The sequence below is a fragment of the Micromonospora sp. DT63 genome (assembly GCF_049841615.1).
Classification (GTDB): Bacteria; Actinomycetota; Actinomycetes; order Mycobacteriales; family Micromonosporaceae; genus Micromonospora.
Genome location: NZ_JBNCKQ010000001.1, coordinates 1,395,489 through 1,414,490, shown reverse-complemented (window position 1 = coordinate 1,414,490; position 19,002 = coordinate 1,395,489). Strand labels below are relative to the sequence as shown.

Below are 19,002 nucleotides of genomic sequence, written 5' to 3'. Positions count from 1 at the left end.
GGGAGGGGTCGGCGGGGTGTCACTCGCCGGCCCCTCCCGGGCGTGTTCAGCGCCTCGGCTGGCCGGCGCCCCATCCGGAAGTCCCGTGAACTGGACAACTGTCGCAGTGGTGACGAAGATGGCGATCCCGTCGAGGTTCGCGAGGAACAACCGGGGTAACCACGGCGATGTCCTCCGACCGAAAGGGCCGGCCGGCCTACGACGCTCTCGGTGCGCAGGCCCAGGAGATCGCGGAACGAGCCCGTCGCCAGGGCGGTGCGGTTGGCAGGTCCCGGGTACGCCAACTCGAAATCATGCTCCTTCTCGCCGTCCAGTCCGGACTCGCCGCCGCGCTGTCCTGGGTGATCGCACACGAGTTGCTGCACAGGTCGGCACCGGTCTTCGCGCCCAGCGCGGCGGTCGGAACGATCGTCGCCGCCCTCGGGCAACGCGCCAGGCGAACGGCCGAACTCATGGTCGGCGTCGCGCTGGGCCTGCTGACCAGTGATGTCCTGATCCTCGCCATCGGGTTCGGGCCCTGGCAGATCGGTCTGGTGGTCACACTGGCCATCACCGTGGCGCTGCTGCTGACCGGACGCAGTGGCGCGCTCGTCGCACATGCCGGCGGTACCGCGGTACTGATCGCCACCCTGTCGCCGACCACGCGGGACCTTGAGATGCCCCGGATCCTCGACGCTGTCGTGGGCGGCGGCGTGGGACTGGCGGTGGTCGGGTTGTTGCTGCCGATCAACCCGATGCGCGTTCTCGACCACACCGCCGCGCCGGTGACGGAGAGGCTCTGCGCACACCTGCGGCAGGTCGCACAGGCACTGCGACAACGCGACCCGAACCTTGCGAGACACGCACTCGACCGGCTCCGGGGCGTGGGACCCGACCTTGATCGGCTGCACGAAGCGCTGTCCGGCGCCGACGAGGTGGTGATCCTCGCGCCGGCACGGTGGCGGCGCCGGCGCGATGTGGAGCGCTACAAGCGCGGTATGCAGCACTTCGAGCGGGTGGCGATCGAGTCCCAGGAACTGGCCCGTTGGGCCACGACGAGCCTGGAATACGACGAACCGGTGCCCAAACAGCTCGCGATTGCCGTGGAGCGACTCGCCGACGGGCTCCGGTTGCTTCGGCAGGACGTCCGCAAGGGTAAGGCCCCGGAGCAGACCCAGCAGGCGGCCCTGGACGTCGGGCGCTTGGCCGGACAAGCCGACGCAACGGGCCTGCGGCCGTACGGTGCCGCCATGGTGACCCAGCTGCGTACGGCGGCGAGCGACCTGCTCCGGGCGAGCGGGTACGAGCCGGAGAAGGCAAACAGGCTGGTACGCGGGGCGGCCCAGGAGGGCTTCGGTCAGGCCGGCGCGAACCCGGCCTGACCCGCCTCCGGTGACGGCGCAGACGTCACCGGAGGCGGCTCACCGGCCGGCTGCGCGAGGAACGACCTGATGTGTTCCAGCGCCATGTCCAGGGCGACTTCCATCGGTGCGACGTCGTGCGCGGCGTTCGCCAGCAGGTAGCCGCCCTGCAGAGCGGCCATCAACCCCGTGGCCAACTTCTCCGGGTCGGCGTCCCGGCGGAGTAGACCGCTGTCCCGCATCCGGTGCAGACCATCACTGATCAGCTTTTCCCATGCCGCGAACGTCTCCGACAGCGACGATCGAGCCTGCTCATCCTGATCGGACAGCTCGAGGGCCATCGACCCGAGGCCGCACCCGTATCTGCCGTTGTTCAGCGAGTTGGCCTGGACCAGCGCGTTGCGCCAACGGACCAGCCCGGAGAACGATCTCAGTCGTTCGAGCCCCGCACGTTCACGCTGGAGCACGAGCGCGCCTCGATAGGTGACCAGGGCGCGCACGAGTTCCTGCTTGTCGGCGAAGTGGTGGTAGAGCTGGGACTTGCTCGTCTGGCTCGCCTCGCGGATGTCGTCAAGGGTCGTCGCGTTCACGCCGCGTACGAGCATCAGCCGGTTCGCCGCATCGAGGATCCGCTCGCGGGTCGCGATGCCCCGCTGACTGATCCTCCGCCCGTTTCTCGGCGCGGCAACCTGCTCCTCGCTCATCTGTCAAGTGTATCCAGCGCACCGGATGATCCAGCAAGAATGGGACCTCGCAGTCCATCCGGTGCCCTGTCCTATGTGCGAATGCCGAAGAGCCGACGGACTTGTTGCTGGACCATGTGGTCCTGTTCCTCAGACGCCGCTGCCGGCGCCGGAGGGGTCAGGCCGTCGCCCGCTTGGGAAGCTTCCACCCGGGGCGGGGGAAGTGGCAGGTGTACCCGTCGGGGTAGGTCTGCAGGTAGTTCTGGTGCTCGGGCTCGGCCTCCCAGAAGTCTCCTGCCGCGGTGACCTCGGTGACGACCTTGCCGGGCCACAGGCCCGAGGCGTCGACGTCGGCGATCGTGTCCTCGGCGACCCGCTTCTGCTCGTCGCTGGTGTAGAAGATCGCCGAGCGGTAGCTGAGGCCGATGTCGTTGCCCTGGCGGTTCTTCGTCGAAGGGTCGTGGATCTGGAAGAAGAACTCGAGCAGCGCGCGGAAGTCGGTCTTGTCGGTGTCGTAGACGACCTCGATGGACTCCGCGTGGGTGCCGTGGTTGCGGTAGGTGGCGTTCGGGACGTCGCCGCCGCTGTAGCCGACGCGCGTGGACACGACGCCGGGCTGGCGGCGGAACAACTCCTCCATGCCCCAGAAGCAGCCGCCGGCGAGGATCGCCTTTTCGGTGTTCATGTCATCTCCCTGCCTGTCGTCGTGCCGGTGTCTCTTGTGCAAAGCGCAGTGCGAGCCAGGTGGAGCGCACCTCGACCCGCACGTACAGACGCTCTGCGGGGCGGTGGTATTCCCGCGGCCTTCACCTTTCTTGGACTGTATAGTCCGGAAGCTGCATTGACAAAGCGCCCGGAGATTGCCTCAAACAAGCTGTTGAACTGGTAACTCTTGCAGAAGCGCGAGCGGTCGTTGCAGCCCCAGACTGGACTTGACGGACCATTTTGAGGCGGCTAGGTTCGGGTCCCGCCGCTCCCGGCGCCATCCCCGCGCCCAACCGCTACCGATCAGCCGTGGGTGTACGGCGCCGGGGCTTGACGCCGCCAACGCTGGGAAACGGACATGCGCTCCTCGTGCGGCGCAGACGAGGGCTGGATACAGGGAGGTATCTGATGAAGGCGATTGTGGTGACGGACGAGGCTGCGGGAACAGCCGGAATGACGCTGGTGGACCGGCCTGAACCGGAACCGGCCCTCAACGACGTCGTCGTCCGGGTCCACGCGTCGGGGTTCGTCCCGACCGAGATGGCGTGGCCCTCGACCTGGACCGATCGCCTCGGACGTGACCGGACGCCGTCGATTCCCGGGCACGAGCTGGCCGGAGTGGTCACCGCTCTCGGGTACGGCACGACGGGCCTGTCGGTGGGACAGCGGGTGTTCGGCCTCACGGACTGGACCCGGGACGGCACCCTGGCGGAGTACGTGGCCGTCGAGGCGCGCAACCTCGCGCCGCTGCCCGGCGACGTCGACTTCACGGTGGGCGCGAGCCTGCCGATCTCCGGCCTGACCGCCTGGCAGGGACTGTTCGAGCACGGCCGCCTTCAGACGGGGCAGAGCGTCCTCGTGCACGGCGCGGCCGGCGCGGTCGGTTCGATGGTGACGCAGCTCGCACGTGAGTTCGGCGCCTACGTCATCGGCACGGGGCGCGCTGCCGACCGGCAAAAGGCGCTCGACTTCGGCGCGCAGGAGTTCGTCGACCTCGAGAACGACGTCCTCGAAGCCGTCGGTGGACTCGATCTGGTCATCGACGTCATCGGCGGCGACATCGGGAAGCGGTCGGCGGGCCTGGTTCGGGCCGGGGGAGTCCTGGTCTCCGTCGTCGGGCCGCCCGAGGTGCGGCCCGCGGACGGCCTGGCGATCGACTTCGTCGTGACGCCTGACCGCGCCCAACTGGGGGAGATCGTCCGGCGGGTACGGGACGGGCGGCTGCGGACGAACATCGGCACCGTCGCGGACCTCGACGACGCCGTCGCCGCTCTCAATCCGACCGAGCGGATCACCGGCAAGACGATCATCCGCGTTCGCTCGTAACGGGTTCGGAGGACAGCGGGCGACGGCACCGCAGGTCCGCGGTGCCGTCGACGCGCTCCACCACGTCCGGCAACCGTGGGTGGTCATGGTCAGAGCCTCCCCGGCGATCGTTCTCCGAGGAGGCCCTGACCACTTAGCCGACCTGGTCGGTCAGCTCAGAGGCGCGGGTCCTCCTGCACCTTCAGCGCATTGAGGATCGGATCGCTCTCACCCTTCTCGCGGGTGAGCTGGATCCTCAGATCGCCACCGGCGTGCTCGACGGTGACCGTGTTGACGTCGGCCTTCAGCGCACCCACCTTCGCCTGCACGTCGTGGTCGTAGAGCACGACCTTGCCGTCGATGAGGACATCGAAGGCACGCTTGCCGGCCTTGACCTTCTCGATCTCCGCGAAGTCGAGAGCGATCCGGTACGTGCCGGCGGGAGCGTTCTTGAAGACGTAGCTGAACGTCTCGCCGGTCCGCTGGGTGCGGAACAGCGCGTCGTCCTCGGTGCCGGCGATGTCGGCCTTGGTGGCCCGCGTCCTGCCGCCGACGTAGCCCCACTGTCGCGAGCCGAGCTCCTGGTCGGGGGACCAGACGAAGCCGTCGGTGCCGACGAACCCGGTTCCGCCGACGTCGACGCCCCTGTCGTAGGCGGAGGTCGCCAGGCGTACCGGCGTGAGCTGGGCCTCGCCCTTGCCGGCGTTGGACGCCACGAGCACGTCCCCGACGAGCACGCCCGGCTGGACGCCTGCGTTGTCGGCCGTCGCGGTGACCGTGGTGGACTCGCCGACCGCGAGCGTGACCGTGCCGGTCGCGGCCGCGCCCGTGAGGGTCAGCCACGGAAGGTCGGCCGCCTCGTGGTCGCCGTCGCCGGTGCGCTTCTGCTCGCTGATCCGCACCTCGAGCGGGGCGGAGCCGGTGTTGGTCACGGCCACGTCGGCCGTCGCCTTCTGGTTCCGGTCGAGGAGCCAGTCGAGCTTGCCCGTGGTGACGGTGGCGATGCCCGTGGTCAACGCCGTGTCGACCACCTCGGCCTGATCCTTTTTGGCGATGGTCACCCGGTGGCTGGCGGTGACGTAGTTCGGGGCCGACACCTCCACGGTGTTCTCGCCGACCAGCGCCTGGGCCTTCCACCGACCCTTGGCGTCGGCGGTGATGACCCGCTCACCGTTCGGCCCCTTGAGCGTGACGATGGCGCCCTCGATCGGCTTGCCGTCGTTCCGGTCGGTGACCGTGCCCTCGATCGTGCCCGCCGCCGGGAGCGTGTACTCCAGCCCCAGGCCGGCCTTCAGGATGGGCTGGTTGAAGGAGTACTGACCCGCGGGGTTGCGCGTCAGGCTCTCCACGCCGACGGTCGCCGACGACCCCCGGGTGAGGGGGTTGTCGCCGCCGACGCCGTCGCCGTACCCGATCTGGATGCGGCCGTCCGCGATCAGGGTGACCGAGAAGCTCACGCGTGCCGTCTGGTCGTCGTAGAAGGCGACGTTGCGCCATTCGATGACCTCCGCCGCCAGACCGTCCACCTCGGTCCGGCCGAAGTAGATGCCTGCCTCGTCGTCGACGACGAGGTCGTCCCAGAGCGGATGGATCGCGTCGATCGGACCGGACGACGGCAGCGCCGTGTTGTTCCCCAGCGTGCTGGCGCGGTCGAAGGCCAGCGTGCCGTTCGTCGTCACGCACACGCCGTCCCAGGCCGTGTCGTAGAACGGGAACAGGAAGCTGGAGTCGAACCACAGCACGCCGCACACGTCGTCGCCGTGCCACCCGGACTCCTGGGTGCCCTGGCGGTAGAGCCCGTCGGTCACCTTCATTGCGTACGAGCGACCGGCGGGTGCCACCGGCACCGGGCCCGGCTCCGGCTGCTCGGGCTGGGGATCCGGCTCCACCGCGTCGGCGCGCGGATCGAGCGTCACCCGCAGCGCGGCGATGGTCGGGGCCTTCAGGCCCTTCGAGCCGCGCAGCTCCACGGTCAGCGGACCGCCCTCGTGCTGCACGACTGCCGAGCGCCAGTCGGCGGCGTTCGACCCCACGGCCGCCGCCGGGTCGTACGCGTACTCCGTGAGCGCTCCGTCCACGACGACGTCGAACACCCGCTTGCCCTTGGCTGCCTTGTCGATCTCGGCGAAGCCGAAGTCGATCGCGTAGGTGCCCTTGGGCGCGTCCGGGAAGCGGTAGAACAGCTGCTTGTCCGCGGTGGTGCGCTGCGACTGGAACAGGGCGTCGTCAGTCGTACCGGAGATCGGGGCCTTCGTGGAGGCGGCCTTCGTCTTCCCCTCGTAGCCCCACGACGTCCTGCCGGCGGCCTGGTCGGCGGACCAGGTGTAGCCGGAGCCGTCGGTGAGCTTGGAGCCGCCGGCGTTGACGCCGACCTGGTACTTCGTGGTCGTGAGCGTCACCGGAACATACGTCTTGGACTGGCGTCCGGAGTCGGAACGCACCACGATGTTCGCGCCGAGCACGCCGGGCTTCGCGCCCTTCGACGAGATCGAGACCTTGACGGTCGTCGACTGGCCGGGGGCGAGGGTGCCGCCGGTCGAGGAGAGCGACAGCCACGGCAGGTCGGTGATCAGGTCATCCTCGACGTCGACAAGCACCACGTCGTCGGCGACCTGGTCCGCCGCCCACAGCGCACCTGTCGAGTCGGTCTCCAGGCCGCCGCCCTGGCCCGCCTTCTGGCCCGGGAACCACCACGCGTTGACCAGCGAGCAGTCGTCGGGGTCGACCTGGAGCAGGCGGGTGGGCCGGTTCGAGGTGAGGTCGGTGTACCAGATGGTGTCGGACGCCTGGTTGTACGCCAGGCCCATCACCTCGGGCAGCGGCGGGGCGCAGAAGGACAGCAGCGCGCCCGGGTTGTCGTGTGACGTGCCGGCGACGGTGCCGATCATGCCGTTCGCTCGGCCGCCGACGTAGAACACGTCCCGGGTCGGGTTGTACGCGAGGCCGGTCAGCTGCAGCGTCGACCAGTCACCCTTGATCTGGCGCGTCTCCTTTCCGGTCCCGGTGTTGAAGCAGTGGATGTAGCTGGCCGGGCTGTCCTCCATCTGGCACATGTCCCCGGTCTTGGAGTCGAGCGCCATGTCGAACGCCCGGTACGCGGGGTTCCACGACGCGTCGAAGACCTTGCCGGTCCGCTTGCCCGTCACCGTGTAGGCGGTGTTGGTCCGCGCGTTGTAGTCGTGGACCCAGACGTCGCCGTCGTACCCGATCCCCGAGGGCTCCTTCTCCGCGATGGTGCCCGGGATGGCGATCCGGGTGATGACGTCTCCGCCGGAGGTCGCGCCGACCTTGGCAGCGGCCTGTGCCTCCGCGGCGCTCGCCGTCGCGGCCTTGCCGTCGACGTTCGACGGCTTCATGCCGCTCGCGCCGGCCTTCCAGGCGGCGAGGTCGATCGTGCTGGCCGCGCCCTTTCCGGTGCGCGCGGTGGCGCCGACGGCGTCGAGGTCGGGGTGGCGTGCTGCCTCGCCCAGGTCGTACGTGAGTGGGGCCGAGCCGTTGTTGGTAAGCGTCAGCGAGCCGACGCCGTTCTGGTCGGTACCCAGCAGCGCCTCGAGGCCGTCGGCCTTGAGGCCGGCGACACCAGTGGTCAGACGTGCGTCGATCGTCGCCTTCGCGTAGAGCTTGTCCAGCGAGAAGGGGTACGTCCCGGTCGTGTAGTTCGGCGCCTCGACAGTCATGGTGTAGTCGTCGACCGGGAGCTGGCGGTGCACGATGCCCGTCCCGTTGGTCGTGACGGCCTCGACGAGCCCCTTCTTGTTGCTGAAGGAGACCTTGGCTCCGGCCACCGGGAGCCCGTCGTTCTTGTCCACGACTGTCGCGTCGAGGTACCCGAAGTCAGGCAGGTCGTAGGTGACGATCATCCCGTCGCGCAGCACGGGGGAGCTGTCGGAGAACCGGATGCCGTCGACGCCGGCCCAGCCCTGGATGCCCGTGGTGGCGTGGGCGCCGGCGGTCACCGGGTCGTCGGTCCCGATGCCGTCGCCGTACCCGAAGATCACGGTGCCGGAGCGGGTGAGCGTGGCCGAGTAGCTGACCGGCTCCGTGTACTCCGACCGGTCCGGATAGGCCCAGAGCCTGGCCTTGCGGAATTCGACGACGAACGCGTCCTCGCCGTTGACCTTGGTGGCCGCCGTGAAGACTCCTCCGCCGGGGGCGAACTCGACGGGAGTCTGGCCGTACAGCGGGAAGACGCCAGCACCGCCACTGCCGGGTCCGGTGCTGGTGTCCGGGGAGATCACGCCGCGCAGGCTGATCCCGAGGCTGTCGTGGCTGCCGTTGTAGAGCGCGATCGGGAACGGCAGCTGCACCGTCGCCCACACGCCGCTGGTGAACGAGACCGGGTCGGTGCCGCGCAGGTATTCGCCGTCGGAGACGGCGCAGCTGTAACCGCCCTTGTCCACGACCAGCCCCACGGGGATCTCCCGCGACTCGTTCTGCGCCCCGACGGCCAGCGGGACTGTCGTGGGCGAGAAACAGGCGTTGGGCTTGACGTTCAGCGAGTACGTGCCCTCGGGCACGGCGCTGATCGTGAACGCGCCGTTGGCGTCGGTGCGTACCGGCTTCAGCGGCGTGTCCGTGACCGAGACGTCCGCGTTGGGGACGGGTCGCTTCTTGTCGTCGACGACCTTCCCGCTGATGTCGTGCCTCGCGGCGGCCGTGAGCGGCAGCGTGACCGACGTGTCCTGGCCGAGGGAGATCGTGACCTGGGCGGTCGCCGTCAGGTAGCCGAAGACCTTAGTGCTGAGCTGATAGTCGCCGACCGGGAGGTTCGTTGTGAACCGGCCGTCCTTGTCGGTTCCGATCGACCGGCTGAACGGCCCGCTGATCGTCACGTCGGCAGCGGGGACCGGGGCGCCGTTGGCGGTGACCACACCGGTGAGGGTGCCGCCCTTGCGGGGCGCGAGTTCGAGCAGGCGGACGAGGTCGAGGCGGCCTTCGCCGTACTTGTTGTTGATCTCGGCGGTGCCGCCGCACTCGGTGTCGTCGACGTCGACAGCCGACTCGCCGAGCAGGCGGCGGGTCTCCTCGACCTGCCCGATGAGGGTCGGGTCGTAGCTCCACAGCGCCGCGACCGCGCCGGCGACGTGGGGGGCCGCCATCGAGGTGCCGGACATCTCGACGTAGCTGTTGTTCGGGTAGGACGAACGGACCGCGTCGCCCGGAGCGGAGATCTCCGGCTTGATCCGCCCACCTTCACCCTCGCCCTTGCGGGAAAACAGCGCGAGCGTCCCGTCCTGGGCGTACGCGCCGACCGAGTAGGCACTCTCGGCGGAGCCGGGCGAGGAGACGGTGTCGCAGGCCGCGTACGGCGTGGTGTTGCCCGACGACCAGACGCTGAACATGCCCGCGGCGCTCCACGCCTCGTCGATGGCCCGGAAGAAGTCGTCGAAGCTGTGCTCGACCGTCTGACCCCACGAGTTGTTGACGACGTGGGGGCGCTTGGACGGGTCGGGGTTGTTCCCCTGGACGTCGGTCGGGGCGAGCAGCCACCAGCCGGACCGCAGCAGCGACTCGACGCCACTGTTGTCGCAGCAGCCGTTCGTCGCGATCCACTGCGCGTCCGGAGCGACACCGACGTGGTTGGTGCCGTCGTCGCCGACCATGGTGCCCATGGTGTGCGTGCCGTGTCCGTTGTCGTCACACGGCGCTGCAGTGCACGAGCCCCGGGTGGCCATCCAGTTGTAGTTGTGGTCGACGGTGCCGTCGGGCTTCGCGCCGCGGTACTGGTGCGCCAGGGCGGGGTGGTCGAACTGGACGCCCGAGTCGAGGTTCGACACGGTGATGCCCGCACCGGTGGCGCCCATGGCCCACGCCTCGGGTGCGTGGATGGCGTCCAGCCCCCACGACACGGTGCCGTCCTTGCCCGCCTTCGCGGCGGGGCGGGCAGCCTGGTCAGTGGGGACCTTCTCGTCCACCGGCTTGACCAGCGCGACCTGCGGCGTCGCGTGGATCTCGGCGACCTGCACCCGCGCGGCCACGTCGAGGGCGAGCTTCTCGGTGCCCCCCTTGACGAGCACGGCGTTGGCGATCGGGTAGGAGGTGTACTTGACGCCCGCCCGGTCGAGTTCGGTGGAGACCGAGGCCAGGGAATCCTTCGCCGCCGTGGTCAGCGCGTCGTAGACGAACTGACCACGAGCGGCCCAGTCGGCGATCTTCTTCGCCGGCCCAAGGTCGGCCCTGGTCTCGAACGTGATCCAGAAGTCGGACGCCGGAGACGTACGGAAGCGGTCCTTCAGGTCCGGGGCGATCTTGTTGGCGGCGGCGCCCGGGTCGGGCTCCGCGGCGGACGCCGGTGGTGCCTGGATCAGGCTCAGGCCGACCACCGCGGCAAGCGTTGCCGCGAGGGCTTTCAATCTCATGGGGGGTCCTTCCGCCTACAGGGGTTGGTAGGGGTCGTGGCTCTCGTGGTCGCCGGCGTCGTCGTGGGCGTCGTGGGCGTCGTGGGCGTCGTGGGCGCCGTCGTGCGGCTCGCGCGACAGATCGAGAGGTGAGGGCTGCTCGGTGGCGGCGTCGCCGCGCGCGACAGGTCGCTCAGGCACGCATTGCCCAAGGGCTATGAATCATGGAGTCATGCTCGGTGGGCCGAGAGGCCGTCGCTATCCAGCGGATACGTCAATTTTCACGACGCGTCGTCGAGGGAGTCCTCTTCCGCGAACACGCCGGCCTCCACCGCCTTGACCGCGAGGGCGGTCCGCGAGCTCACCTTCAACTTGCGCATCGCCGCCCGCAGTTGCTGATCCACTGTGGCTGGTGACTTGGCCAGGATCCGGCTGATCTCCCGGTTCGTCTTGCCGGCGACAACCAGTTGGACCACGTCGAGCTCGCGAGGTGAGAGCTGGTCGCCGTACCCGCGTCGGCCGCCGCGCCACAGTCGCGGGACCTCGGCGCCGTGTTCGCGGAGCCGCTGCGCGACACGGTCCGCGTCGCCACGGGCGCCGAGCCTGAACAACTGCTCGTACTGTGCCGCCAGCAGCTCCCGGCCCCGCTCGATCTGGCCCTGCGCGATGAGCGCCTCGGCCTGCCGCTCGCGGGCGAGCATGGCGTCGTAGGGGCGCGGCAACGCACTCCAGGCGCGTGCCGCCCGATCGAATGCCGACGCCGCGCGGGTGTGGTCTCCGGCCGCGGCGAGCAGCAGCGCACGGCATACGGTGAGCGCGGCGCGCGGCGCGGGCGCCGTACGGCCCCGCAGCCCCCTGGCGAACTGGTCGCAGAGGCGCGTCGCGGCCACCAGGTCACCCGCGGCGAGGTGCGCCTCGACCCGGGCGGGGACGAGGTCCGTCGCCCAGACCCAGATGCCCTTTCTCCGGACGGTCTCCATCGGCTCGTTCGTGATCTGCAGCGCCCGGCCGCTGTTTCCGTCCGTCAGCCACAGTCTGGCCAGCGCGGCGGCGGCCTCCATCGTGTCGTCGGCCGCGCCGAGACGGGCGGACTCCTCAAGGACCAGCCGGAACTGCTCCTCGGCGGCACGGCGCCGGCCGGCCGCGGCTGCCAGCCGGGCGGCGAGGCGGATGCTGCCGAGGTAGTGGGCCGGCCGGTCCCGGTCGGCATCGGCGAGTGCCGCGCTTCGCTGGGCGAGGTCCTCCCACCGGCCGGTGAGCCACGCCAGGTTGGCCTGTTCGAGTTCGACGTTGTGGTGCAACCGGGACGCCTGCTCGGCGTCGGCAAGGCGCATCGCCACAGCCAGGTGTTCCTCGGCGTCGGCGTACCGACCCCAGATCAGCGCGCCGGTGCCGACATTCGCGTGGATGCGGGCCACGTCGAGGCGCTCCGCCGGGGTCGCGCCGTCGATGGGCAGGTCGGCGACGACGTCCCAGGCCTCCTCCTCGCCGAGCATGAGCAACGCCGCGGCTCGGTTGCCGGCCAGGTTCAGCCGCTCCGCGGGAGAGTCGAATCCGGCGGTGAGCTCCGCGGCGCGATCGAGCCAACGCCTGTGGGTCGACGCCGGCCACGGTCCCGCATAGGCCCAGCCGAGGTAGGTCATCGCCCGAGCCGCCTCGACCGGGTCATGGTCGAGGTTGGTCACCGCCTGCTCCAGCTCGCTCAGCGCGGCCTGCGCCTCACCTCCGGTGATCAGGAGCCGACCCAGGGGATTGCGGATCTCGGCCTGCTGGCGGGCCGAGAGACCGGGGGTCTCCAGCACCGAGCGCAGAGTACGGATCACGCGGTGGTAGACCTCGTCGACCGCTTCCCGACGGCCCAGCGCGGCAACTCCGGCGATGCGCGCGACGCGCGCCCGATCCACCGGCGCCAGCACTGCCCACGTCAACAGATCGACAAGCAGGTCGACCGCCCTGGTGTGGTCACCCGAGGCCATCGCCAGCTCGGCGCTCTGCTCGGCGTACCGCGCCCAGGACTGCGTGTCACCCGCCTCGCGGAAGTGGTGGGCGAGGCGTGCCACCGGCGGCGGCTGGATGTGTTCCAACGCCCGGCCGGCCAGCAGGTGGACGTGCCTGCGGTCGGTCAACGGGATCGCCTCGTAGACAGCGGTGGCGGCCAGTACGTGCCGGAACCGCCACCCGCGGTCGTCCCCGTCCAGCACACCGGCGGAGGCGGCCTCCGCGACAGCGCCTCGGCACGCAGCTGGCGACAGCCCGGCGGTCATCGCGATCGTGGCCACCGACGACCGCTGAGCCAACGTGGCCGCCGCCCGCAGCACCTGCTGCGCCGTCGGCGACAGACGGCCCACCCGTTCCCGGGTGGAGTCCCGCACCGTCGGCGGCACCTGGAGCTCGCGCAGCTTCAGCCGGACCCACTGTCCGTCGCGGAAGACGAGGTCGGCACGGTCGCACATGAGGCGGACCGATTCCTCCAGGGCCAGCGGTACGCCACCCGTCCGCTCGTGCATGAAGGTCGTGAACTCGTGCGAGATCGGGTTGCCGTCCAGCATCGAGGACACCAGCGCCGCCGTGTCGTCGGGCCGCATGGGCGCCAGGGCGATCCTCAACTGGGTCACGCCGGCCGGCAACCGGGACGTGAGCCGCAGCAGCAGCGATCCGTCGTCCACCTCCTCCGGCCGATAGGAGATCACGAGGCTCGGCCCGTGTGCTTGCTGTCGGGAGGTGACGAACAGCAGGAACTCCAGGGTCACCTCGTCGGCCCAGTGCGCGTCCTCGAGCACGAGAACGTCGACACGCAGGGCCCGCAGCAGCTCGTCCAGGGCGCGGAACAGACGGTGCCGTGCCGCCTTCGCGTCGTCCAAAGGCTGCGGTGCGGGTGGCAGGTCCGCAGACCATTCCGGGAACAGGGGCCGCAACGCGCCCGCGAGTTCGGTGAGCCGCAATCCGGACACCGGGCGGTCGATCCCCCGGAACGCGTCGACGATCGGCCCCAACGTCAGCGACTCGCGAAGCGGCGGGCACACCGACACCAGGGCTGAGCGCTGGTCCGGCGCGGCCAGCCACTCCCGCAGGAGTCGACTCTTCCCGATTCCCGCCTCGCCCTCCACCAGCACGATCGCCGGTGGCCGGGCCAGGGCGCCCCGGAGCGCCGCCATCTCCCGATCACGACCCACGAAGTGCGGCGTGGAAACGGTTGGTGAAGTCCTGGCATCCTCGGGGGAGGGGTCGAGCATGCGTGATGATCTCTCTTTTCGCTGCTCGGACACAAGTGCGTCGTTGCGGGGGCCACATCGAGGCGGGCCGACCGCCCCCGCTACGCCCTACTCCTCCGGCTCCCAGGCACGGAGCAGGTCGAGCAGCCCCGCGTCCCCGTCGACGTGCAGGGAGTCGGCCGGGATCCGGTCGTACAGGTAGATGACCAGCTCACTGGCCGTACCGCGAATGGAGGCGCCGGCGGCGTCGTCCGGGTCGTCGCCGGTCGCCGCGGGGATCCGGGTGACGCGTGCGCCGTCGCCGTCCACGGTGAGGCGCCAGGAGCGGCCCTCGGCGGCGTGGAAGTCGAAGGCCGTGGGCTTGTGCGGCCAGGCGCTCGGCGTTGCGCAGACGGTGAACAGGAACTCCTCCACACCGTCGAGTGCCACCTCGACCGGCAGCGGCTGCGGTGCGCCCCCGGTGAGCTGGACGTCGTACGTGTGCATCGCGCTCTCCTGGACCCGGTGCCGGGCGACACCGCCGGCGGTCTGCGGCGACTGCGACCCAGGCCACCACGTCCAGCAACCGCTCTCCGGTCCCGCCTCGCGCAGTGTGCTGAGCAGAAGCTGCGTCGACCCGGCCAGCCAGGCCAGCAGGGCCGTACGCTCGCGCGGCACGTCCAGACCGGCGCGCGCGGCGGCGGCCTCGGCCGGGGGACCGTCGGCAGGCCCCGCGCCGACGATGGCGGCCCAGAAGCGATCTCCCCCACCCAGGTGCTTGACCAGGTCGAACAGCGTCCACCCGGGGCAGGAGGGCACCTGCGCGTCGAGGCTGGGCGCGGCGGCGACTGCGGCGCGGAAGGCGGCCGACCGTTCGTCGATCAGTCGTAGCAGGTCAGGGAACTCGAGGTTCTTGTCCACGCCGGTTGTCTACCACCGCGCTCCGTGAACGGACAGCGATTTCGGCGGCAGCCATCGTGGACGTCCCGCCTGCGACGGGTCCGAGCGACAGCGCGTCACCGCTCGACGGGGAGGTGGGCGGCGATACGGTCCACCGCCTGCTTCGCCTCGACCAGGCTCGTGCCGGTCTGCCTGCGGTAGGCGCGAACCGCCTCGATCGTGCGGCCGTTCTCCAGGTGCCGGAGCACGTCCGGGTCCACTGGCTCGGCGATGCCCAGGTGATCCATCACCAGGTCGAGCTTGCGCTCCATCGCCGCGAGCCGGGCGGTCGAGCTGCGTCTGTCCTGGGACCAGCCTCCGATCGCAGCCGCGACCGCCCCGATCGTGGCGATGACGAGCAGTGTTCCTTCCCAGGGATCCATCAGCACATCTAATCAGCGGTGCGCCACCCGGGAAGGTTCGGTGTGGTGACCGCCCGGTCAGGTCGTGGACCGGCCGTCACCGTCCGGGTTCGCGGAGGGCCGCGGGTAGCCGAGCTCGTACGAGATCTGACTGGCGGTCTCCAACAGCAGCGGGAGGTTGCTCTTGAGCTTCTCGAGGCTCGCGATGACCTCGATGGCCGTGATCGAGGCGGCGGCGATGACCTGACCTCGCGAATCCCTGATGGGGGCGGCCACGCACATCACGTAGGCGTCGTGCTCGCCGTTGTCCACGGCCCAGCCGCGTTCGTGGATGCGGGCGAGTTCGGCTTCGAGGGCGTCGTGGTCGGTGAAGGTGGTCGCGGTGAATCTCTCGAAGACGACGTGGGACAGGAGACGGTCGCGTTCCTCCCGAGGGAGGTAGGCCAGGATCGTCTTGCCCACCGCGCTCGCGTAGATGGACACCGCGCGCCCGATCCGCGAGGGCAGCTTGACGGCGTCGAACGCGGGACTGTCCACCTTGTCGATGTAGATGATCTCGTCGCCGGTCAACTGTGCCAGGTGGACGGTGTGGCCGGTTTCGCGTTGCAGCGCCCGGAGGTGCGCGGCGGCGGGCTGGCGCAGGTCCATTGAGCCCAGAGCGAGCTCGGACAGCTCGATGAGTCCACTGCCGAGCACGTAGGTGCCCGCTCCGGTCCGGCGGACGAAGCGCGCCGATTCCAGTGTCTGCAGGATCCGCAGGGCGGTGGACTTGTGGACGCCGAGCACGTCCGCAGCCTCGGTGAGAGACAGCGGGTGCTCGGCCGATCGACGGATGAGGTCGATCGCGCGGCGAATCGATTGCGCCAAGGCTCTGTCTCCCCTCGGACGACGGTACGGCACCGTCGCTGTCATTGCATCATGTGCAATGTAGTTGACGAGATGCGCAACCGCCACTTGACACCGTTGCACATGTCGCTACGATCGTTGCAATTTCATCAGCTCGACGCCAACTCGTAACAGTGGAGTAACGATGGGTAAGCAGCGCGCTCGTTTCGGCTTCGCCAGGGCGGCATGTGCCCTCGGTCTGGCCGCCACTTTCTTGACCGGTTGCGGCTCCGACGGCGGTTCCAGCGACGGGGTCACCAAACTGACCTTCGCCGCCTCGACCTTCGGCGACCCCGGCCGTGGGCCCCAGTTGACGAAGTGGCTCGACGAGTTCAACCAGAGCCAGACCAAGATCCAGGTCTCGGCCGCCGCGGTGCCGTACCCGACCTTCGGTCAGACCGTGCTCACGCAGATGGGCAGCGGCAAGGGCCCCGACCTGGTCCGCTTCGACATGCCCGAGTTCGAGGCCGCCTCGGACGCCGGCCTCGTCGCGCCGCTGGACAAGCTCCTCGACGCCAGCAAGTACGACCTGCTCAAGCAGCCGGACCAGTTCATGGTCCACGACGGTGTCCGGCACGGCGTCATCTTCGAGGCGTCCAACTACGCGATGTTCTACAACGCGGACCTCATCCCGACGCCGCCGACCACCTACGAGCAGTTCGCCTCCACCGCGAAGTCGCTGACCAAGGGTGATGTCTTCGGCCTGGCGTTCCGTCAGACGGAGGCCGAGGAGGCGGGCGTCTGGCAGGACATCTTCAACTACGTCTACGGCTTCGGCGGCGCGTGGTCCGACGGCAAGAACCTGACGATCAACTCGCCCGAGAACCTCAAGGGCCTGCAGGCGTTCAAGGACCTGTACGACGCGAACGTGATCCCGCGCGGTGCGGACGCGGCGACGTTCCGGCGGATGTTCGCCGAGGGCAAGGTCGGGATGGAGCTCAACAACGGCGGGTACGTGACCGCCACCCGCGGCCAGAACGCGAAGCTGAACTTCAGCGTCGCGCCGATCCCGTTCCCGGTCCGTAAGCAGGGCACGATCCTCGCGCCGATCGTGATCAACGAGGCGAGCGAGGGCAAGGACGAGGCGGCCACCTTCATCAAGTGGGCGCTGGAGCCGCAGAACCAGGTCAAGCTCCAGGAGATCCTCGGCGCGAGCAGCGTCGCCACCACGACGCAGCGCAGCGCGGAGACGCTCAAGGCCACCCCGTTCCTTCCCGTCTTCGACGGGCTGACCGAGAGCAGCCTGCCGCAGATCGTCCTGGGGTTCGAGGCCAAGACGCCGGACATCCGCAAGGTGGTCGTGCAGAACGTGGTCGCGGCACTGCAGGGCAAGACCGACCTCAAGTCGGCGCTGGATCGCGCCCAGCAGCAGGCGACCGAACTGGTCCGCTGACAGCTCGACGCGGCGACGCTGCCGGCGCGACGGTTCGTGCGCCGGCGGCGTCCTTCCTCAGGAGGATCGAACCCGATGACTGTGGTCGAGCAGACCGGAACACCGAAGACAACACCCCCAGCCCGGGCCTGGCGTCGGCCCAGCCCGCTGGGCAGCAAGTGGACGCCGTACCTGTTCCTGGCGCCCGCCGCCCTGTTCATCCTCGTCTTCCAGGCGGTACCCCTCGTTCAGGAGGTGTACCTCAGCTTCACCAGGACGAGGCTGCTCAACCCCACGCAGAGTGAATGGGTCGGGCTCGACAACTTCAACCGCGTCTTCGGCGACTCGGACTTCCACCGTACGCTGCTGATCACCGTCGTCTACGTGATCACCTGCGTGGTCGTCGCCATCGGCGCCGGGCTCGTCGTCGCGCTCCTGCTCAACGGGAAATTCCGGGGACGTGGTGTGGCGCGTGCGCTCGTGACCGTCCCCTGGGCCGCCCCCGGCATCGCGGTCGCGCTCATCGCCACCTGGATGCTCAACGCGCAGTACGGCATCGTGAACCGCTTCCTCGACGCGGTCGGGCTCGGGGTGCCCGGTGGCGCCATCCTGGACAGCCCGCGCTACGCGCTGCCGGCGGTGCTCGCGACGACGATCTGGCAGCTGTTCCCGTTCACCTCGGTGGTGCTGCTCTCCGCGTTGCAGTCCGTTCCGCAGGATCTCAACGAGGCCGCGACCGTGGACGGCGCGGGACGATGGGCCACCTTCCGCGCCGTCACCTGGCAGGTGATCAAGCCGACAGTGGGTCTGCTGGCGCTGCTGATGACGATCTGGTCGTTGCGGAGGTTCGAGCTGATCTGGCTGATGACCAAGGGTGGGCCGGTCGGCGCCACCGAGACGCTGGTCATCGACCTCTACTCGCAGGCGTTCGACTCGAAGGAACTCGGATCGGCGGCGGCCATCGGAATGGTCGGCGTCGTCATCTCGCTCATCGTCGTCATCGGCAGCCGCCTGGTCGCCCGTGCCGTGGAGAAGGGGGACGTCCGATGAGGCGCTTCCGTTTCGGTGTCACCGCACGGATCGTCGCCGTGCTCGTCGTGCTGGGTGTCGCGGTGTTCCCGCTGTACTGGATGTTCGTCACGGCGCTGTCCAGCAACAGCGACCTCTTCGCCGATCAGCCCCGGCTCACGCCCGACCTCGGCCAGTTCGGGGTCTTCGTGGACGCGTTGGCCGAGGGCAAGGCGGCCGGGTGGCTGTTGAACAGCCTGATCATCGCCGTGGGCACCATGGTCGTCTCCGTCGGCCTGGGCATCCCGCTCGGCTACGCGCTGTCCCGGTTCTCGTTCGGGGGCAAGGCGGTGCTGACAGTCGTGCTGCTGTTCACGCAGATGCTTCCCGAGGCGCTCATGGTGGTGCCGCTGTTCGCGCTGTTCCGCCGCTTCGAACTGCTCGACTCGCTGACCGGCCTCGTCCTCGTGAACTCCGCCTTCGTCCTGCCGATCGTCGCGCTGATCCTCAAGGGCGCCATCGACGGCATCCCGAAGGAGCTGGAGGAAGCCGCACGTGCCGACGGCGCACGGCCCTTCACCACCCTGACCCGCATCAACGTGCCGCTCATCGCGCCGTCGATCGCGGCCACCGCGGTCATCGCCTTCTTCCACGCCTGGAACGAGTACGTGTTCGCGGTGACGTTCATCTTCAACCCCGACCTGCAACCCGCCTCCGTCGGCATCGCGAACTTCATCGGCGAACTGGGTACACCGATCCAGACGGTGATGGCCGTTGCCTTCCTGTTCACGTTGCCCGCCGTCGCCTTCTACCTGTTGGTGCAGAAGTACGTGGTCTCCGGCATGACCGCCGGCGCGGTGAAGGGTTGAGCCGA

The 19,002-nt window shown here is 69.5% G+C and carries 13 protein-coding genes; 5 read left to right on the top strand and 8 right to left on the bottom strand.

Annotated features, from left to right (window positions below; translation table 11 throughout):
• Positions 1 to 167: 167 nt before the first annotated feature.
• A complete protein-coding gene (locus tag ACLQ27_RS06290) occupies positions 168 to 1,361 on the top strand; it encodes an FUSC family protein (RefSeq protein WP_425865885.1) in 1,194 nt (397 codons plus the stop codon).
• Here ACLQ27_RS06290 and ACLQ27_RS06285 read toward each other — a convergent pair.
• A complete protein-coding gene (locus tag ACLQ27_RS06285; RefSeq protein ID WP_425865884.1) occupies positions 1,337 to 2,044 on the bottom strand; it encodes a TetR/AcrR family transcriptional regulator in 708 nt (235 codons plus the stop codon). The two genes, ACLQ27_RS06290 and ACLQ27_RS06285, sit on opposite strands and share 25 nt — an antisense overlap.
• Positions 2,045 to 2,201: 157 nt before the next feature.
• Positions 2,202 to 2,708 carry a peptide-methionine (S)-S-oxide reductase MsrA gene (gene msrA, locus ACLQ27_RS06280; RefSeq protein WP_357492940.1) on the bottom strand — a complete coding sequence of 169 codons (507 nt, stop codon included), beginning with the start codon at positions 2,706 to 2,708 and terminating at the stop codon, positions 2,202 to 2,204.
• A gap of 428 nt (positions 2,709 to 3,136) precedes the next feature.
• On the opposite strand from msrA, the gene ACLQ27_RS06275 reads away from it, so the two are divergent.
• On the top strand, positions 3,137 to 4,054 hold the full coding sequence (locus ACLQ27_RS06275; RefSeq protein ID WP_425865945.1) for an NADP-dependent oxidoreductase: 918 nt from the start codon (positions 3,137 to 3,139) through the stop codon (positions 4,052 to 4,054).
• Positions 4,055 to 4,209: 155 nt separating this feature from the next.
• On the opposite strand, the gene ACLQ27_RS06270 is transcribed toward ACLQ27_RS06275, so the two are convergent.
• The 6 genes from ACLQ27_RS06270 to ACLQ27_RS06245 all read right to left on the bottom strand — a co-directional run bounded on the left by ACLQ27_RS06270 (position 4,210) and on the right by ACLQ27_RS06245 (position 15,817).
• On the bottom strand, positions 4,210 to 10,392 hold the full coding sequence (locus ACLQ27_RS06270; RefSeq protein WP_425865883.1) for a S8 family serine peptidase: 6,183 nt from the start codon (positions 10,390 to 10,392) through the stop codon (positions 4,210 to 4,212).
• A 15-nt stretch (positions 10,393 to 10,407) separates the two neighbouring features.
• Entirely contained in the window at positions 10,408 to 10,572 is a 165-nt protein-coding gene (locus ACLQ27_RS06265) for a hypothetical protein (RefSeq protein ID WP_425865882.1), read from the bottom strand.
• Positions 10,573 to 10,652: 80 nt separating this feature from the next.
• Positions 10,653 to 13,604, bottom strand: coding sequence for an ATP-binding protein (locus ACLQ27_RS06260; RefSeq protein ID WP_357492934.1), 2,952 nt, complete (start codon positions 13,602 to 13,604; stop codon positions 10,653 to 10,655).
• An 87-nt stretch (positions 13,605 to 13,691) separates the two neighbouring features.
• Positions 13,692 to 14,483 carry a maleylpyruvate isomerase family mycothiol-dependent enzyme gene (locus ACLQ27_RS06255; RefSeq protein ID WP_357574232.1) on the bottom strand — a complete coding sequence of 264 codons (792 nt, stop codon included), beginning with the start codon at positions 14,481 to 14,483 and terminating at the stop codon, positions 13,692 to 13,694.
• A gap of 95 nt (positions 14,484 to 14,578) precedes the next feature.
• Positions 14,579 to 14,884 (bottom strand): hypothetical protein, encoded by a 306-nt coding sequence (locus ACLQ27_RS06250; RefSeq protein ID WP_357492930.1) that lies wholly within the window; start codon positions 14,882 to 14,884, stop codon positions 14,579 to 14,581.
• Positions 14,885 to 14,941: 57 nt separating this feature from the next.
• Positions 14,942 to 15,817, bottom strand: coding sequence for an IclR family transcriptional regulator (locus tag ACLQ27_RS06245; RefSeq protein WP_357574231.1), 876 nt, complete (start codon positions 15,815 to 15,817; stop codon positions 14,942 to 14,944).
• Positions 15,818 to 15,893: 76 nt separating this feature from the next.
• Between ACLQ27_RS06245 and ACLQ27_RS06240 the strand changes: the two genes are divergently transcribed.
• The 3 genes from ACLQ27_RS06240 (at position 15,894) to ACLQ27_RS06230 (ending at position 18,997) form a co-directional block, all read left to right on the top strand.
• Entirely contained in the window at positions 15,894 to 17,141 is a 1,248-nt protein-coding gene (locus tag ACLQ27_RS06240) for an ABC transporter substrate-binding protein (RefSeq protein WP_357492926.1), read from the top strand.
• Positions 17,142 to 17,216: 75 nt separating this feature from the next.
• Positions 17,217 to 18,170 carry a carbohydrate ABC transporter permease gene (locus tag ACLQ27_RS06235; RefSeq protein WP_357492924.1) on the top strand — a complete coding sequence of 318 codons (954 nt, stop codon included), beginning with the start codon at positions 17,217 to 17,219 and terminating at the stop codon, positions 18,168 to 18,170.
• Positions 18,167 to 18,997: a carbohydrate ABC transporter permease gene (locus ACLQ27_RS06230; RefSeq protein WP_357492922.1), complete on the top strand. Its 831-nt coding sequence runs from the start codon at positions 18,167 to 18,169 to the stop codon at positions 18,995 to 18,997. Before ACLQ27_RS06235 ends, ACLQ27_RS06230 begins: the two co-directional genes overlap by 4 nt.
• The last annotated feature ends 5 nt before the right edge of the window (positions 18,998 to 19,002 follow it).

Coding starts and splice junctions, on each gene's coding strand:
- ACLQ27_RS06290 (WP_425865885.1), top strand. CDS start 168: ATGTCCTCCGACCGAAAGGGCCGGCCGGCCTACGACGCTCTCGGTGCG.
- ACLQ27_RS06285 (WP_425865884.1), bottom strand. CDS start 2,044: ATGAGCGAGGAGCAGGTTGCCGCGCCGAGAAACGGGCGGAGGATCAGT.
- msrA (WP_357492940.1), bottom strand. CDS start 2,708: ATGAACACCGAAAAGGCGATCCTCGCCGGCGGCTGCTTCTGGGGCATG.
- ACLQ27_RS06275 (WP_425865945.1), top strand. CDS start 3,137: ATGAAGGCGATTGTGGTGACGGACGAGGCTGCGGGAACAGCCGGAATG.
- ACLQ27_RS06270 (WP_425865883.1), bottom strand. CDS start 10,392: ATGAGATTGAAAGCCCTCGCGGCAACGCTTGCCGCGGTGGTCGGCCTG.
- ACLQ27_RS06260 (WP_357492934.1), bottom strand. CDS start 13,604: ATGCTCGACCCCTCCCCCGAGGATGCCAGGACTTCACCAACCGTTTCC.
- ACLQ27_RS06250 (WP_357492930.1), bottom strand. CDS start 14,884: ATGGATCCCTGGGAAGGAACACTGCTCGTCATCGCCACGATCGGGGCG.
- ACLQ27_RS06240 (WP_357492926.1), top strand. CDS start 15,894: ATGGGTAAGCAGCGCGCTCGTTTCGGCTTCGCCAGGGCGGCATGTGCC.
- ACLQ27_RS06235 (WP_357492924.1), top strand. CDS start 17,217: ATGACTGTGGTCGAGCAGACCGGAACACCGAAGACAACACCCCCAGCC.
- ACLQ27_RS06230 (WP_357492922.1), top strand. CDS start 18,167: ATGAGGCGCTTCCGTTTCGGTGTCACCGCACGGATCGTCGCCGTGCTC.